Annotated in this window: 19 protein-coding genes; 2 read left to right on the top strand and 17 right to left on the bottom strand. The window is 63.1% G+C overall.

What is annotated here, in order from left to right; translation table 11 throughout:
• Positions 1–6: 6 nt before the first annotated feature.
• The 7 genes from E5720_RS20160 to E5720_RS20130 form a co-directional block, all read right to left on the bottom strand.
• Positions 7–891, bottom strand: a complete 885-nt coding sequence (locus E5720_RS20160; RefSeq protein WP_136172849.1) for a TM2 domain-containing protein — start codon at positions 889–891, stop codon at positions 7–9.
• Positions 892–1,064: 173 nt separating this feature from the next.
• Positions 1,065–2,093 carry a prolipoprotein diacylglyceryl transferase gene (gene lgt / locus E5720_RS20155; protein WP_136172101.1) on the bottom strand — a complete coding sequence of 343 codons (1,029 nt, stop codon included), beginning with the start codon at positions 2,091–2,093 and terminating at the stop codon, positions 1,065–1,067.
• Positions 2,090–2,893: a tryptophan synthase subunit alpha gene (gene trpA, locus E5720_RS20150; RefSeq protein ID WP_136172100.1), complete on the bottom strand. Its 804-nt coding sequence runs from the start codon at positions 2,891–2,893 to the stop codon at positions 2,090–2,092. The genes lgt and trpA overlap by 4 nt, the downstream gene beginning before the upstream one ends.
• On the bottom strand, positions 2,890–4,203 hold the full coding sequence (trpB, locus tag E5720_RS20145; RefSeq protein WP_136172099.1) for a tryptophan synthase subunit beta: 1,314 nt from the start codon (positions 4,201–4,203) through the stop codon (positions 2,890–2,892). Before trpB ends, trpA begins: the two co-directional genes overlap by 4 nt.
• Positions 4,204–4,304: 101 nt before the next feature.
• The gene (trpC, locus tag E5720_RS20140; protein WP_084346744.1) at positions 4,305–5,114 is read right to left on the bottom strand and encodes an indole-3-glycerol phosphate synthase TrpC; all 810 of its coding nucleotides are present in this window, start codon (positions 5,112–5,114) and stop codon (positions 4,305–4,307) included.
• A gap of 82 nt (positions 5,115–5,196) precedes the next feature.
• Positions 5,197–5,820 (bottom strand): TIGR02234 family membrane protein, encoded by a 624-nt coding sequence (locus E5720_RS20135; protein ID WP_247596365.1) that lies wholly within the window; start codon positions 5,818–5,820, stop codon positions 5,197–5,199.
• 74 nt (positions 5,821–5,894) lie between these two features.
• Complete coding sequence (locus tag E5720_RS20130) at positions 5,895–7,466, bottom strand: anthranilate synthase component I (RefSeq protein WP_136172098.1); 1,572 nt, start codon at positions 7,464–7,466, stop codon at positions 5,895–5,897.
• A gap of 55 nt (positions 7,467–7,521) precedes the next feature.
• Here E5720_RS20130 and E5720_RS20125 point away from each other — a divergent pair, with 55 nt between their 5' ends.
• Together E5720_RS20125 and E5720_RS20120 are read left to right on the top strand one after the other, a co-directional pair.
• Positions 7,522–7,986, top strand: coding sequence for a peroxiredoxin (locus E5720_RS20125; protein WP_136172097.1), 465 nt, complete (start codon positions 7,522–7,524; stop codon positions 7,984–7,986).
• A gap of 113 nt (positions 7,987–8,099) precedes the next feature.
• Positions 8,100–8,597, top strand: coding sequence for a MarR family transcriptional regulator (locus E5720_RS20120; RefSeq protein WP_136172096.1), 498 nt, complete (start codon positions 8,100–8,102; stop codon positions 8,595–8,597).
• Between the two features lie 35 nt (positions 8,598–8,632).
• Here E5720_RS20120 and hisI read toward each other — a convergent pair whose 3' ends face one another.
• From hisI to hisD, 10 genes are all read right to left on the bottom strand, one after another.
• On the bottom strand, positions 8,633–8,971 hold the full coding sequence (gene hisI / locus E5720_RS20115) for a phosphoribosyl-AMP cyclohydrolase (RefSeq protein ID WP_084346556.1): 339 nt from the start codon (positions 8,969–8,971) through the stop codon (positions 8,633–8,635).
• A 17-nt stretch (positions 8,972–8,988) separates the two neighbouring features.
• A complete protein-coding gene (gene hisF / locus E5720_RS20110; RefSeq protein WP_136172095.1) occupies positions 8,989–9,762 on the bottom strand; it encodes an imidazole glycerol phosphate synthase subunit HisF in 774 nt (257 codons plus the stop codon).
• Entirely contained in the window at positions 9,759–10,589 is an 831-nt protein-coding gene (locus E5720_RS20105) for an inositol monophosphatase family protein (RefSeq protein WP_136172094.1), read from the bottom strand. The genes hisF and E5720_RS20105 overlap by 4 nt, the downstream gene beginning before the upstream one ends.
• 4 nt (positions 10,590–10,593) lie before the next feature.
• On the bottom strand, positions 10,594–11,328 hold the full coding sequence (gene priA, locus E5720_RS20100; RefSeq protein WP_136172093.1) for a bifunctional 1-(5-phosphoribosyl)-5-((5-phosphoribosylamino)methylideneamino)imidazole-4-carboxamide isomerase/phosphoribosylanthranilate isomerase PriA: 735 nt from the start codon (positions 11,326–11,328) through the stop codon (positions 10,594–10,596).
• Positions 11,329–11,402: 74 nt separating this feature from the next.
• Positions 11,403–11,624 carry a hypothetical protein gene (locus E5720_RS20095; RefSeq protein ID WP_136172092.1) on the bottom strand — a complete coding sequence of 74 codons (222 nt, stop codon included), beginning with the start codon at positions 11,622–11,624 and terminating at the stop codon, positions 11,403–11,405.
• Positions 11,621–12,250 (bottom strand): imidazole glycerol phosphate synthase subunit HisH, encoded by a 630-nt coding sequence (hisH, locus tag E5720_RS20090; RefSeq protein ID WP_136172091.1) that lies wholly within the window; start codon positions 12,248–12,250, stop codon positions 11,621–11,623. The genes E5720_RS20095 and hisH overlap by 4 nt, the downstream gene beginning before the upstream one ends.
• Positions 12,247–13,371: an MFS transporter gene (locus E5720_RS20085; protein ID WP_136172847.1), complete on the bottom strand. Its 1,125-nt coding sequence runs from the start codon at positions 13,369–13,371 to the stop codon at positions 12,247–12,249. Before E5720_RS20085 ends, hisH begins: the two co-directional genes overlap by 4 nt.
• Positions 13,372–13,417: 46 nt before the next feature.
• On the bottom strand, positions 13,418–14,038 hold the full coding sequence (hisB, locus tag E5720_RS20080) for an imidazoleglycerol-phosphate dehydratase HisB (protein WP_136172090.1): 621 nt from the start codon (positions 14,036–14,038) through the stop codon (positions 13,418–13,420).
• On the bottom strand, positions 14,035–15,180 hold the full coding sequence (locus E5720_RS20075; protein ID WP_136172089.1) for a histidinol-phosphate transaminase: 1,146 nt from the start codon (positions 15,178–15,180) through the stop codon (positions 14,035–14,037). The genes hisB and E5720_RS20075 overlap by 4 nt, the downstream gene beginning before the upstream one ends.
• The gene (gene hisD / locus E5720_RS20070; protein WP_136172088.1) at positions 15,177–16,517 is read right to left on the bottom strand and encodes a histidinol dehydrogenase; all 1,341 of its coding nucleotides are present in this window, start codon (positions 16,515–16,517) and stop codon (positions 15,177–15,179) included. The genes E5720_RS20075 and hisD overlap by 4 nt, the downstream gene beginning before the upstream one ends.
• Positions 16,518–16,631: the final 114 nt, after the last annotated feature.

Raw genomic sequence — 16,631 nt, 5'->3', positions numbered from 1 at the left:
GAAGTGTCAGTCCCGCAGTGGCCGACCGTGCTGATCTCGCACGCTGCCGGTCAGCATCATGATCCCGTCGATCAGCGGCCAGATCCCGCCGATTCCGCAGGTCAACCACGTGACTGCGATCTGAGCGACCGCCATGCCCGGCTGATTGAGGTAGAAGCGTCCGGCGCCGAAAGCGCCCAGAAGGATTCCGAGCAAACCCGCTGTCAGTTTGGACCTGTCCGAGAACGGCTCACCGGTGACGGGATGCCTCCCGTACGGCGCCATGGGATCGACTCCATACGGTGCTCCTGGATAACCCCCGTATGCAGGTTGCGGCTGGTATCCGGGCAATGGATATCCCTGCTGCTGATACCCGGGCGGTGGCGGAAATCCTCCCGGTGGCGGTCCCGAAGGCGGTGGACCGTAACCGCCGCCCTGGTACTGGTCGTAGGACTGATCGTTGGGGTTCGGCTGCGGGTAGCCAGGATCCGGCGCCCCGTACACCGGGCCCGGCTGACCGTAGGGAGACGCGCCGAAGTTCTGTTCGGGCGAAGTGTCGCCGTGCGACAGTGCCGCATCTGGCTTGTCGAAGCTGACGCCGGAACCTGGCCCCTTGTCGGAGGTGGGGTCGGAGGTGGGGTCGGAGGCGGGGTCGGGGGCGGTGGGAGGTGGGTAGCTCGGCGACTCGCCCCACCCCGGACCATTGCCGATTCCAGAATGCACGGCCCATCCAGGGCCCGATCCCGAGCCCGATCCGATTGCACCGGTCATCGGTCCGGTCTCCGAGGTTGCAGGCTGCTCGGACAACGACGCCTCTGCAGTCGCGTCGTAGTCGAACGGGGTGCCGAAATCGGGGGGCGTCTCGATTCGTTCCGTCTCGATTCGTTCCGTCTCGATTCGTTCTGTCTCGATTCGTTCTGTCTCATTGTTGGATCCCCCATCGGAGGACCCACTCTCGGGCTTCTTGTCGGGCTCGCTCACCGGCTACTCCTTGCTCGAAATCGATGGCAGCCAGCACAGCTGGCACATCCATACCGTAAAGTCCTTCAGCTTCGGCGCCCGCCGAAAGCTGCGGGTCGCCGGCGTCACTTCCCGGGGGAATCCTTCTCCTGCCCCGGCGTCGGGGCAGAGTCCTTCTCGGGTTCGACCGCCGAATCCGTCTTCTGGTCCGATGCCAGCTCTGACTCTTCCGTCTCGGTCTCGGTCTCTTCAGTATCTGCGGAGGCGCTCGTGTGGTCCTTGGACGCGAGGCTTGCCGGATCTTCGCGGCCTTTCTTAGCCAGTACGAAGTAGAGGACCGCCAGTACGAACACGATGGCCGAGGTGAAGGTATTGACCCGAATTCCCGCGATATGCGTGGCGTAGTCGTCGCGTAGCAGTTCGACCCAGAACCTTCCGGCGCAGTATCCGGCGACGTACAGAGCGAACAAGCGCCCGTGTCCGATGGCGTATCTACGGTCGACCACCACCAACAGCACAACGATGGCGAGGCTCCACAGAAGCTCGTACAAGAACGTCGGGTGAACGACTTTTTCGATCACACCGTTCGATACCCCTGTCAGAGGATCGAGGCGGCCGGCGGAGTTGACGCGTTCGAAGATCTCGAGACCCCATGCTCGCGTGGTCTCTCGCCCGTACAGTTCCTGGTTGAAGTAGTTACCGATACGACCGATCGCCTGGGCGAGCAGGATCGGCGGTCCGACTGCATCGCCGAACGCGGGCAACGGGATTCCGCGACGACGACAGGCGATCCAGGCGCCGACCCCTCCGAGAAGAACCGCACCCCAGATTCCCAGCCCGCCTTCCCACACCTTGAGCGCGCGAACCGGATCACCACCCGGCCCGAAGTAGGTGCTCCAATCCGTGATGACGTGATAGATGCGGCCACCGAGCAGGCCGAACGGGACTGCCCATACTGCGACGTCGAGCACGGTGCCCTTGGTTCCACCTCTGGCCACCCACCGGCGATCACCCCAGACGACGGCGACGACGATCCCGACGATGATGAAGAGAGCGTATGCACGCAGCGCTATCGGCCCGATGTACCAAACACCTTGCGGCGGACTGGGAATATACGCAAGAACGGCAGTCGAGGATCCTACGACGGAAGTCACAGGGCTACGTTAGCCGAACGGACACCCTCGGCGAGTTCGCTGGTCAGAGCCGCGACGGCATCAAGACCCTTGTCCACTGCGGACACCAGAGCCGAACCGACGATGACTGCATCGGCGTAACGTGCGATCTCGGCGGCCTGCGCACCCGAGCGCACACCGAGACCGACACCCACCGGAATGTCGGAATGCTTGCGGATCCGGGCAGTAAGTTCAGGTGCGGACGAGCTCACAACATCACGAGCACCGGTGACACCCATGGTCGACGCCGCGTAGACGAACCCGCGGCTGGCCTTCAGCGTGCTGGCCAGTCGCTCTTCGGTCGAAGACGGTGCAACGAGAAAGATGCGATCGAGATCGTGTGCATCCGAGGCAGCGATCCACTGGTCGGCTTCGTCAGGGATCAAATCGGGAGTGATGATGCCGAGTCCGCCTGCACTCGCGAGATCCCGGGCGAAAGCGTCGATGCCGTAGCGCATCACGAGATTCCAATAGGTCATCACGATGGCCTTACCGCCGCTCGCGGAGACTCTCTCGACGACCGTGAACACGTCACGTACCCGGGCACCAGCACGAAGTGCGGTATCTGCCGCTGCTTGGATAGTGGGCCCGTCCATGACGGGGTCGGAGTACGGAATACCGACCTCGACGATGTCACAGCCTGAGGACACCATGGTCTCGAAGACCTCGATCGACTTCTCGACCGTCGGGAATCCCGCCGGGAGGTAGCCGATCAGTGCGGCCCGATTCTCGTCTTTGCACGCTCTGAACGTGGCGCCGAGCCTGGAAGGTCGTTCGGTCATGCGGGATCACCCTTTTCGCCGTCTACGTGCGCTTCACCGTCTGCATCCACGAGACCGAACCATTCGGCCGCGGTATCGACGTCCTTGTCGCCGCGCCCGGAGAGATTGACCAGCACGATCTTGTCCTTGCCGAGTTCTCGTCCCAGCTTCAGCGCGCCGGCGATCGCATGCGCAGATTCGATCGCCGGAATGATGCCCTCGGTCCTGCACAGCAGCCGAAAAGCATCCATGGCCTCGGTATCGGTGATACCCCGATACTCCGCACGCCCGATGTCGTGCAGGTAGGAATGCTCCGGGCCGACGCCCGGGTAGTCCAATCCCGCTGAAATCGAGTGCGATTCGGTGGTCTGGCCGTCTTCGTCCTGCAAAAGGTATGAGTACGTCCCGTGCAAAGTGCCCGGGGAGCCGCCGCTGATGGTGGCAGCGTGCCTGCCGGTGTCGACGCCATCCCCTGCAGCTTCGAATCCGACGAGACGAACAGACGCGTCGTCGAGGAACGCGTGAAAAATGCCGATAGCGTTCGAACCGCCGCCGACGCAGGCAGCAATGGCGTCGGGAAGGCGTCCGGTCGACGCTTGAACCTGCTGGCGCGCTTCGAGTCCGATGATCCGCTGAAAGTCGCGGACCATGGATGGAAACGGGTGCGGGCCAGCCACTGTTCCGAAGCAGTAATACGTATCGTCCGCATGCGCGACCCAGTCGCGCAAGGCCTCGTTGATCGCATCCTTCAGCGTCCGCGACCCCGAGGTGACAGCCACGACGGAAGATCCGAGCAACCGCATTCGTGCAACGTTGAGAGCCTGACGTTCGGTGTCGACCTCACCCATGTATACGACGCATTCCAGGCCCAGCAGTGCACACGCCGTGGCCGTCGCGACACCGTGTTGCCCGGCCCCGGTCTCCGCGATGACCCGCGTCTTGCCCATTCGCTTGGCAAGTAGCACCTGTCCGAGGACATTGTTGATCTTGTGAGAACCAGTGTGGTTCAGGTCTTCTCGCTTGAGCAGAATTCTTGCGCCGCCAGCATGCTCGGACAACCGAGTGGCCTCGAACACCGGGGAAGGTCGCCCGGTGTAATCGCGCTGGAGTCGATCCAGCTCTGCCAAGAATTTCTCGTCACTGCGCACCTTGTCGTATTCGACAGTGACTTCTTCGATGACGCCCATGAGCGCCTCCGGAACGTACCGCCCGCCGTATACACCGAAGTGCCCGCCGATATCGGGATCGTGTTTGCTGCGGTCGGTCAACCCGAGGCTGCTCTCGGGTAGATCTCCGCCCTTGAAACGGGGGCTCTGAAGGTGGCTGGTCACCCGTCCAGTCTGCCCCAGCGACCGCTACGACCGAAATTCGGGGTTTTACTTACCCGCCTTACACGACGAACCGGCGCAAACAAGCGCCGGTCGGTCGTGATTCAGCGTGCAGGCTTAGGGCAGGACGGATGAGTTCCTGCGGTCACCAGATCGGATACGGCAGTACGCGGATCACCGCTGGTGACGAGTCCCTCACCCACTAGCACAGCGTCGGCACCTGCGCCTGCGTAGGCGAGAAGATCTGCCGTCCCGCGGACGCCGGACTCGGCGACTCGAATGATTTCGCTGGGCAGTCCGGGAGCGATTCGGCCGAAACTGTCTCGGTCGATCTCGAGGGTCTTGAGGTTGCGGGCGTTGATCCCGATGATGGTGGCGCCCGCCTCGAGAGCACGATCGGCTTCAGCTTCGGTGTGTACCTCGACGAGAGCCGTCATACCGAGCGACTCGGTCCGATCGAGCAGAGACGCGAGCGCCTGCTGTTCCAACGCTGCGACGATCAGCAGAATGACATCGGCTCCGTGGGCACGCGCCTCGTGAATTTGATAGGGCCCCACGATGAAGTCCTTGCGCAGCACCGGAATGCTCACTGCTTTGCGCACGGCGTCGAGGTCGGCCAGCGAACCGTTGAATCTGCGTTCCTCGGTGAGAACGCTGATGATTCTTGCCCCACCCAGCTCATATGCCTGAGCCAGCACTGCCGGGTCCCCTATGTCGGCCAATGCGCCCTTCGACGGGCTTGCGCGCTTGACCTCGGCGATAACGCCGATTCCGTCCTCGTGCAGTGCCGCGGTCGCATCGAGCGGTGCAGGCGCTTTCAGAGCCGCAGCCTTCACAGCAGCGAAATCGACAACCGATTCACGTGCCGCGACATCGGCGCGAACACCGTCCAGAATCGAATCGAGAACAGTCATGGTGACCCGAGTCCTTTCCATCCGTGACCTGATGTGAGGAAACTCATCGAGGTCTTCACTAGCCTAGAGGGCCGTTTCTATGTCACGAATTCCGGGTGCCGGACTCGTCGGTGGGGTCCTCGCCCGCGTCGAGGGCATCCCACAGCATTCGTTCGGTCAAGTCTTCTCCCTCCCCGTTCGCCCCGGTGCCGTCTGCCGCGGACTTGGCTCGACGTGCAACTTCCTCGCGGCGACTGGCTGGAGCGTCGTACTTCGAGGACAATACCTTCCGCGTGGTCGGTTTCCGAAACAGCGCGACGGCCGCAAACAGGGCACTCACTGCGCCGATCAAAGCAAGGACAGCGGGCAAGGCGAACGCAACCGTCGAAGTCACCTCCGCACGCGCCGGGAGTTCGGCAATACTGGCTGCCTTGGAATCGGAGACTTCGCCGAGCAGAGATTCCAGTGCAGGCAGGCCCGCGCCGACGGCAACGAGCAGAACGAGAATTGCGAGAACTCTCGACGCAATCCCCTTGACCGCGAAGGACGCTGCGACGGCCGCCAGAAGCGCTAGTGCAAGAGGTGTGGATGCCGCAGCCCACGCACTACCGAGCAGATCCGTCGATCGTTCCTCCCCCAGCCCATCGAACGAAGTTACGTGCACCCACGTCATCCTCGAACTTCCCCACAGGCAGGCTGCACCGATGAGTAGGAGAACGACGGCCACTGCTCCAGAGCGGGACCGGCCGTCCTTCGGCGATGTCACGCTCGACGAATCCGAGCTCGCCTTCGCGTCCTCACTCACCGGTCTGTCCCTCCCACCGGGCGGAGCGACTGCGCGGCCGCCACAGCACCGAGTACCGCCATCGCCTTGTTCTTGGCCTCGGTGTCCTCGTACTCGGCGACCGAATCTGCCACGACACCAGCACCCGCTTGCACGTACGCCGTCCCATCCTTGATGAGCGCGGTACGAATGGCGATGGCAGTGTCGGCGTCACCGGAGAAATCGAGATACCCCACTATTCCCCCATAGACGCCGCGTCTGGTCGGCTCCAATTCGTCGATCAATTCCATGGCCCGAACTTTGGGAGCACCCGACAGCGTGCCCGCCGGGAAGCATGCCTTGACCGCGTCCAGTGCCTGCTTGCCCTCCGCGAGTCGACCGGCAACTGTCGACACGAGGTGCATGACGTGGCTGTACCGCTCGATATGCCGATACTCGCTGACCCGAACGGTGCCCGGCGTGCAGACTCGGCCGAGGTCGTTGCGTCCCAGATCGACGAGCATCAGGTGCTCGGCGTTCTCCTTCTCGTCCGCCAGCAGGTCCTTCTCGAGAAGAACGTCCTCCTCCTCGGAGTCGCCGCGCCACCTGGTCCCCGCGATCGGATGCGTCGTCGCCAGACCGTCGACGACGGTCACGAGCGCCTCAGGGCTCGAACCCACGATCGAGAACGCCGTCTCACCGTCGGCACCGGGTACATGCATCAAGTACATGTAAGGACTCGGGTTCGAGGCACGCAACATCCGATAGACATCGATGGGAGCTGCGTCGGTATCCATTTCGAAGCGCTGTGACAACACCACCTGAAAAGCTTCACCGGCCTCGATCTCCTCGACGAGCCGATGCACATCTTTGCCGAAGCCCTCGGAGGTACGCTGCCGCCGATACTCGGGTTTCGGACGTGCCATGGTCGACACCGTCGACGAGGCTGGCGCTGCCAGATCCGCACACATCCGATCGAGCCGGGCGATCGCGTCGTCGTAAGCCTCGTCCACGCGGTCGACGGTGCCATCCCAGTTGACCGCGTTGGCGATGAGCGTGATCGCACCCTCGTGATGATCGACCGCGGCGATATCGGTCGCCAGCAGCATGACCATCTCGGGTACGTGCAGATCGTCCTGGGCATGTTCGGGGAGTCGTTCGATCCGGCGGACCGCGTCGTACCCGAGGTACCCGACCATTCCGCCGGTAAGCGGCGGCAGATCCGGCAGCCGTTCGGAACGGAGCAGCTCGAGCGTCCTACCGAGGACCTCAAGAGGGTCACCGCCCGACGGGACGCCGGCGGGGACGTTGCCCCGCCACACTGCTTCCCCGTCTTCGACGGTCAAAGCTGCGGGCGTGCCAGCCCCGATGAACGACCAACGCGACCACGAACGACCGTTCTCCGCCGACTCCAACAGGAAGGTGCCCGGACGATCTCCGCCTAGCTTGCGGTAGGCGGACAGCGGAGTTTCGGAATCGGCGAGAACCTTCCGAACCACCGGAACGACGCGATGTTCGGCGGCAAGTTCTCGGAATTCTGCTCGACTGGTCGTCGCCCCCCTGTCGACGCCGTCGTCAGCACCGGGCAGTGTCGTGGTCTCGCCATGCATACCCCCATCTTCTCAGGTGCTGCACTCGACTCTCGCCGCACGGTAGCCTCCGTGCATGAAACCAGGTGACAAAGTCCTCGACTTCACACTTCCCGACCAGAGCGGCACGCCCCGTTCGCTCGATGCCCTGTTGCAGGACGGTCCGCTGGTGCTGTTCTTCTACCCGGGCGCACTGACTCCCGGATGCACAGCGGAGGCTTGCCATTTCCGTGATCTCGCAACCGAATTTGCCGAAGTCGGTGCGTCACGAGCCGGAATCAGCAACGACACCGTCGCCAAACAGGCCGAATTCGCTGATGTGAAATCCTTCGACTACCCACTTCTGTCCGACGAGGACGGTTCCATCGCAACGCAATTCGGCGTCAAGCGCGGACTTCTCGGCAAGCTGTCTCCAGTGAAGCGGTCCACTTTCGTCATCGACACCGACCGCACCCTCCTCGAGTCCTTCTCGAGCGAATTTCGGTTCGAAGCGCACGCCGACCATGCCCTCGAATTTCTACGAGCCCGAGCGAAGAAGTAGACCGCCGATACCGAAGAGCCGTGGCGGACACGTTCTATTCTCACGAAGAGTGACAGACTTACCTCGACGAGTGATCGTGTTCGAAGGAAGGGCTCACCGCGATGGACAGGTCGATGAACGTGACGGCAGAAAGCGCCGAACCTCGTTGGCTCACCGACGATCAGCAAACTGCGTGGCGATCGCTGGTAGCGCTCCTGACACGACTCCCTGCCGCCCTCGATACTCAGCTGCAACGAGATTCGGGGCTCACCCACTTCGACTACTTCGTACTGTCCGTTCTCTCCGAAAATCCGGATCGGCGTATCCAACTACGCGATTTGGCCAAGTTCGCCAACGCTTCCCTCTCCCGCCTCTCGCACGTGGTCACCAAACTCGAGAAGGTGGGCTGGGTGCGCCGCGAGAGCATCCCCGGCAGCAGAGGTTCGTACGCAGTGCTCACCGACGGCGGGATGGACAAGGTCGTCGAATCCGCACCCGCTCACGTCGCCACAGTTCAAGCATTGCTGTTCGAAGGACTCGGCGACTCCGAAGTCGCTCGACTAGCCGCACTCAGCGACATCATGCTCCGCCAACTCGACAAAGGCATTGCCGAAGGAACAGGCAAAGCCTGAGTCGCCCGCCCGGCACGACGTCGGTCCAGCAGCAGTCAGCTGAGCAACACGTCCGAGTCGAAGCACGTGTGGTCTCCGGTATGGCAGGCGGCGCCTTCCTGATCGACCACCAGCAGGACGGTATCGCCGTCGCAATCGAGGCGCACCTCGTGCACGTACTGCGTATGTCCCGACGTCTCCCCCTTGACCCAGTACTGCTCACGTGAGCGGGAGTAGTACGTGCCCTTACGAGTCTCGAGGGTGCGTGCGAGAGCCTCGTCGTCCATCCATGCCACCATGAGCACACTGCCCGTACTGCGTTCCTGCGCGACCGCGCTGAACAGGCCCGCCTCGTTTCGCTTGAGACGGGCTGCGATTGCCGGGTCGAGAGTCATCTTCTCCGTTATACCTTTCAGCGAACAACGATGCCGTCGCCGCGCATTGCGGCTTTGACCTGACCGATCGTCAGATCACCGAAGTGAAATACGCTGGCCGCGAGTACTGCGTCTGCACCTGCAGTGACCGCCGGTGAAAAATGCTCCACCGCGCCTGCTCCCCCGCTCGCGATGACCGGGACGTGCACAGCTGCGCGAACAGCCGCGATCATCGGCAGGTCGAAGCCCGCCTTCGTGCCGTCGGCATCCATCGAATTGAGCAGAATCTCACCGACTCCGAGTTCCGCACCGCGCGTAGCCCATTCGACCGCATCGATCCCGGTCCCACGCTTTCCGCCATGTGTGGTCACCTCCCAGCCCGAAGGAGTATCCGGTTGCCCGTCGGGAACGGTTCGTGCGTCCACAGAGAGCACGATGCACTGCGAACCGAATCGCTCGCTCAACTCACGTAGCAATTCGGGACGAGCAATAGCTGCGGTGTTGACACTTACCTTGTCCGCCCCTGCACGCAGCAAACGATCCACATCGTCCACGGTCCGCACACCGCCACCGACGGTGAGCGGGATGAACACCTGCTCGGCCGTCCGACTGACGACATCGAGCATCGTGCCTCGATCCGACGTGGATGCCGTCACATCCAGGAACGTGAGTTCGTCGGCGCCCTGGGCGTCGTATGCGGCGGCGAGCGCCACCGGATCACCGGCATCGCGCAGATTCTCGAAGTTCACACCTTTGACGACGCGTCCGGCGTCGACGTCCAGACACGGAATCACACGCACGGCTACGGTCATCGAACACGCCCTTCGAGAAAGTCAGCTGGATCTCCCAATGCACTGATCACGTTCAACAGTTCTTCGTGCGCACCCGGCGACGCCGCTACGACCGACTTCGACTCGATGGTCCACGGTTCGCCGGCCAGGTCGGTGACCACGCCCCCGGCCGCCTTGACGAGAAGCGCGCCTGCAGCGTTGTCCCATGCTTGATGTCCGAATACGACGCATCCGCCGAGAACCCCGCTGGCGGTGTACGCCAAGTCGATTCCGGTGGATCCGTGCATTCGGATGCGAGAGGACACCCGGGAGAGCTCTTCGAGAATCCGGACCCGGTACAGCCCGGGCGTCCGTCCCCGGCTCGCGATGTTGAACGCGCCGAAGCCGATCATCGAGTCCCTGAGCGAGCGCTCCTCGAGACGCGGTACAGCAACGCCGTTGAGATGGATCGGCCCACCTACGGTAGCGGTGAAACGCTGCTGAATCAGCGGCAACCACGTCAGGCCGAGCACCGGCACACCGTCGTCGAGAAGTGCCAACAATGTTCCGGCAGAGGGCAATCCGGCCGAGTAGTTGAAAGTGCCGTCGATCGGATCGAGGACCCAGACCGGGCCTTCGTTCAGGTCTGGACCACCGAACTCTTCACCGTGCACCGGAATCCCGGTCTGCTCGAACAGCTCTGCGCTCAGCCGTCGTTCCAACTCGAGATCGACGGCCGTGGCAAAATCATCGGGCCCCTTCTGGATGGCGCTGGGGGCACCGACACCGGCGACGAACCGATCCTGTGTGCCGTCGAGCAATCCGCTTGCGATGCTCAGCAGTCGCTGCGGGTCCAGAGGGAGGCTCATCCTGCTATCCGGATACTGCCGCGAGGGCGTCCGGCAATGTGAAACGTCCTGCGTACAAAGCTTTTCCGACGATCGAGCCCTCGACACCGACATCCACCAAGTCCGCGATCGCGCGAAGATCATCGATGGTCGACACGCCACCGGAGGCAATTACGGGTGCGTCGGTCTTCGCGCACACCTGGCTCAACAGTTCGAGGTTCGGTCCGGTGAGCGTTCCGTCTTTGGTCACGTCGGTAACGACGTACCGCGAACATCCGTCGCGCTCGAGACGCTCGAGAACCTCCCACAGGTCACCGCCGTCGCTGACCCAACCGCGGCCGCGCAACCGGTTCGCACCGTCGACGATGAGCACATCGAGTCCGACCGCAACACGATCACCGAACTCGCCGATGGCACGCGAACACCACTCGGGATCCTCGAGCGCCGCAGTGCCGAGGTTCACCCGTGCACAGCCAGTGGCGAGCGCAGCTCTCAGTGACTCGTCGTCGCGGATGCCTCCGGACAATTCCACCTTGACGTCCAGCTCACCGACGACGTCCGCGAGCAACTCGCGGTTGGAACCACGACCGAAGGCCGCATCGAGATCGACGAGATGCACCCACTCGGCACCGTCCCTCTGCCACGCAAGTGCGGCATCCCGCGGGGATCCGTACTTGGTTTCGCTCCCCGCCTCTCCCTGAACGAGACGGACAGCTTCGCCGCCTGCGACATCTACAGCAGGCAATAGGACCAGGCTCACGTGCGGTTATACTACCGGTCCGTCTGCCTCACCCGAACGTCGGGGCGGACCAGCCCCGGTAGTGCCGGGGAACCTCATTCGTCGGGGCCGAGCCCGCGCCGCGTCATCCGTGTCGAGACGACGCCCATAGCCGTGATGGCTGCCGTGATACCGATCGCCACGATGAGCAGACCCCACCCCGGGCCCGGGCGAATCAGCGCAACGACCACCGTAGTGATCATCAACATGAATGCTGCGCTGCCGAGAGACGCGATCGCGAGACGTCCGAACGAGAACTCGCGATCGCGCTTTTTCATAGCGAGTCGACCCAGTTCTTCAACAGTGCGGCCCCTGCGTCCCCGGACTTCTCCGGATGGAACTGGGTGGCCGACAATGGACCGTTCTCGACCGCGGCGAGGAAATCACCACCATGGTCGGCCCAAGTCAGCATCGGGTCCGCCAAGACCTCCGACGGCTCGAGTTCCCAACGCTGCGCCGCGTACGAGTGAACGAAGTAGAAGCGAGTCTCGGCATCGATACCATCGAATAGGACGCTCTTCTCGGGAGCGCGGACGGTATTCCATCCCATGTGAGGTAAAACCGGTGCCGCAAGCCGGTCGACGGTGCCAGGCCACTCACCGCAGCCTGCCGCCTCGATCCCGAATTCGACACCCCGTTCGAACATGATCTGCATCCCGACGCAGATGCCGAGTACCGGGCGCCCACCGGCCAACCGTTGACCGATGATCCGATCACCCTTGACCGACAGCAGACCTTCCATGCACGCCGCAAACGCGCCGACCCCAGGAACCACGAGACCATCGCAAGCAAGCGCAGCCTTCGGGTCGGCAGTGACGGTGACGTCGGCACCGACTCGATCCAGTGCCCGCTTCGCGGAGTGCAGATTGCCCGAGCCGTAGTCGAGCAACACCACAGATTTCATGCCGCGAGTCTATCGGTCGCTCGTCGAGCCGATATCGCCACCGCTACCGCCATGATCGCCGCCACGGTTGCGGCCATCCCGAACCCGGCGGTGTATCCGGCCGTTCCGACGATGAGCCCCAGAGCCATTGCACCGGCGCCGGTGCCGGCGTCGAAACCGATGTTCCAGGCGGCGCTGGCTTGGCTGTATCGCTCCGGTCCTGCGGCGTTGAACACCATCACCAAGCTGTCGTTCTGGGTGGCTCCGTATCCGACACCGAAGATGACGGCAGCGATGAGAAACACCGCACCAGGAGTACTGCCCGACACCGCGAAGGCGAAGACCGCCACGCCCACCGCAACTCCCACCAATGCGGGTGCAAGCGACCGACCGATTCCGATCCGATCGGCGATCCAGCCCGCCCCGTAACGGCCGACGAGCATCGCCCCGCTGACAACCGAGAGCGCGATGCCGATCAACGAAGCGCGCTCGGATTCTGCGATCGGCAACAAAGTCGTCAGTCCCCCGAACGACGCCGACGCCGCTGCGATGGCGAGGCACGGGATGACGAACTGCACTGAGCCGGTTCGAACCTCGGCATGGGACCCTCTCGACCGAGGCACCGGACGAATTCGAGGCAGAAATGCAATCCCGATCAGCCCCAGCATCGGTACCAGTGCCCCGAGGACGTACACGAGGGTCGGGGCGACGGAGAAGACAGCAAGACCCACGGGGAGAGTGATCATCTGCGAGAACGCGATAGCGATTCCCTGGGCTCCCGTTGCTCGACCCAACTGCGCCGCTGGTGCCAGCTCGGCGACCAAGGCCGCACCCGCAACCGTGAGCATTCCGAAGCCGACACCGCGCACGGCAGAAATAGCCAACGCGGGTCCCGCGGCGACCGACACGACGAACACGATCGCAGGCAAACCCAACAGTGCGCAGCCGGCAGCGAGGACGAGTCGGTGGCCGAACCGTCGCAGAAGGCGAGGAACCAGCAGTTGCGTAGTGACGGTGGTGGCCATGAAGATTGCAGTGCTTGCGCCTGCCAACGCGTCCGAACCGCCGTTTTCCGAAATCGCCAGTGGAACCACGGGCAGAAGAAGACCGAATCCGCCGAACGCGGCTGCGCCCATGACCATTGCTGCGGGAAGCCCGCGGATTGCGAACAAAGAACTCAAACCGAAATCACAAAGTGCCCTTGGTGGATGGAATTCCGGTCATCCTCGGGTCGTACTCGACTGCTTCACGCAACGCTCGAGCCACGGCCTTGAACTCGGCCTCGGTGATGTGATGCTGATCGCGTCCGTACAACACACGCACGTGCAGCGCGATGCGCGCGTTCATCGCCAGCGACTCGAAGACGTGACGATTGATCACCGTCGCGTAGGGAACTCCGGGATAGCCGCCGATGATCGAATGGACCATGTAGTCGGGCTCACCGGTGTGCACGCAATACGGCCGGCCGGAAACATCCACGGACGCATGTGCGAGGGTCTCATCCATCGGAATGAACGCATCACCGAATCTGGTGATCCCCGCTTTGTCACCCAACGCCCGACCGAGTGCCTGGCCGAGCACGATCGCGGTGTCCTCGACGGTGTGATGGGCTTCGATCTCGATGTCACCTTTGGCGTGCACCGTGAGGTCGAACCGGGCGTGTGTGCCGAGGGCAGTGAGCATGTGGTCGAAGAACGGCACCCCAGTGGAGATGTCGACGACACCGGTGCCGTCGAGGTTCAACTCGACCGAAATATCGGACTCTTTCGTCGCGCGTTCGATACGCGCGATCCTGGGCTCCGTGGTCATCTTGTGGACTCCACTTCTTGTTCGGTCTGCAGTTCGGTGCGTGCAAGTCTCGCACTCACCTCGAGGAATCGATCGTTTTCGGCGTCGAGGCCGATCGTGGTGCGCAGATAACCGGCGATGCCGACGTCCCTGATCAGCACCCCGTCGTCGAGATAGCGCTGCCACGTCGCCGCTGAGTCGGCAAACCGGCCGAACAGAACGAAATTGGCGTCACTGGGAATGACGTCGTATCCCATATCGGTGAGCGCAGCCATGACCCGATCGCGTTCGGCCGACAGACGGGCAACACTTCCGAGAGTTTCCTTCGCATGCCGAAGAGCAGCCAACGCCGCGGCCTGGGTGATGACAGAAAGGTGATAAGGCAAGCGCACCAACAACATTGCCTCCACCACGGCCGGCGCTGCAGCGAGATAGCCGAGTCTGCCACCGGCGAAAGCGAAGGCCTTGCTCATCGTCCGACTCACCACGAGCTTGCTCGGGTAGTCCCCGATCAGACCCAGTGCGCTCGGCAAGGCCGAGAACTCCGCATACGCCTCGTCGACGATGACGATGCCGTTCGCAGCATCGAGTATCCGTCGTAGATCCGCTTCACCGATGCTGTGCCCGGTCGGATTGTTGGGGCTCGTCACGAAGACGACGTCGGGGTTGCGATCGCCGATCACACTGACGGCGTAGTCGATATCGAGCGAGAAGTCGTCTCGCCGATTCGCCTCGACCCACTCGGTCTGAGTTCCGGACGCGAGGATCGGGTGCATCGAATACGACGGCACGAAGCCGAGCGATGTTCGCCCCGGCCCGCCGAATGCCTGCAGAAGCTGTTGAAGGATCTCGTTGGACCCGTTCGCAGCCCAGACATTGGCCGTGTCCACCGCAATTCCGGTTTGCGAGCTCAGGTACTCGGCCAGTGCCGTACGAAGGGCGACGGCGTCGCGATCCGGGTACCGGTGCAGCTGAGCAGCTGCAACACGGACCGACTCGGCTACATCGTCCACCAGGGCCTGGGTGGGCGGATACGGATTCTCGTTGGTATTGAGCTGCACCGGTACCTTCAGCTGCGGTGCGCCGTACGCCGACTGCCCGCGCAAACTTTCCCGTAGCGGCAGATCGTCGACGGTGATCGACCGTCCGGCGACAGCGCTCACGAGGACAACCCTTCGAAACGAAGCCGGACTGCCTCGCCGTGCGCTGGAAGATCCTCGGCATTGGCAAGCGCGATCACGTGACCCGCGACATCCTTCAACGCCGCTTCCGAGTAGTCGACGACGTGGACTCCACGCAGGAACGTCTGAACACTCAGTCCGGACGAGTGACGGGCACAACCCGCCGTCGGAAGAACGTGATTCGAGCCCGCGCAGTAGTCACCGAGACTGACCGGAGACCAGGCACCGACGAATACTGCGCCCGCACTGCGTACCTTCGCAGCGACAGCAGCTGCATCGTTCGTTTGAATCTCCAGGTGCTCGGCCGCATACGCATTCACGACGGCAAGGCCCTGGTCGATGTCGTCGACGAGGATCGTTCCGGACTGCTGGCCGGATAGTGCTGTCGCGACACGCTCGGCGTGCTTGGTGAACGCGAGCTGTGCCTCCAGAGCCGCGTCGACCGCGTCGGCGAGCTCCGGACTCGTGGTGACGAGAACACTCGCCGCCATGACGTCGTGCTCGGCTTGACTGATCATGTCGGCGGCGACATGTTTCGGGTCAGCAGAATCGTCGGCCAGAATTGCGATTTCGGTAGGGCCGGCCTCGGCATCGATTCCGACGATCCCACGACACAGCCGCTTGGCTGCAGTGACGTAGATATTGCCGGGCCCGGTGATCAAGTCCACCGGTGCAAGTTCCGTTCCGTCGGTGTCCGTGCCGCCATAGGTGAGCAACGCAATACCTTGCCCGCCGCCGACAGCCCATACTTCCTCGACCCCGAGCAGTTGCGCGGCGGCCAGAATGGTCGGGTGTGGCAATCCACCGAACGCAGCCTGCGGTGGGGATGCCACGACCAAGGAACCGACGCCCGCGGTCTGAGCGGGAACGACGTTCATGACGACCGAGGAGGGGTAGACGGCGTTGCCGCCGGGAACATAGAGTCCGACGCGGTCGACCGGGATCCATCGCTCGGTGACCGTTCCACCGGGGACCACAGTGGTGGTGGTGTCGGTGCGCCGTTGTTCGGCATGCACCAATCGTGTCCGTGCGATGGCGACTTCGAGTGCCTCGCGCACTGCGGGGTCCAACTCGGCAAGAGCGTCGACGAGCGCCTGAGCAGGGACGCGGACCCGGTCCGGGCGGACGCCGTCGAACTGCTCGGAGTAGTCGAGTGCGGCGTCGGCACCGCGATCGCGAACTGCTTCGACGACTGGGCGCACCTGATGGAGAACAGCATCGACATCCACTCCACCTCGTGGGAGTGCGCCGCGTAGTTCGGCAGTGGATGGAGTTCGACCGCGTAGATCCACGCGAGCGAGCTCGATGCGGGCAGACATAGTGTTTCCCTTCGAGGGTCGAGAGATTTCGGTTGCGAACCTCCAGGATAGTTCCCCAGGATTCGGCTCCTGCTTCACGTCCTGCGCTCGACTACCGCTTCGTGCCCGGGAACG

It is taken from the genome of Rhodococcus sp. PAMC28707 (genome assembly GCF_004795915.1).
Lineage (GTDB): Bacteria > Actinomycetota > Actinomycetes > Mycobacteriales > Mycobacteriaceae > Rhodococcoides.
The sequence above is the reverse complement of the archived record's forward strand: the minus strand, read 5'-3'. Positions and strand labels throughout refer to the sequence as shown.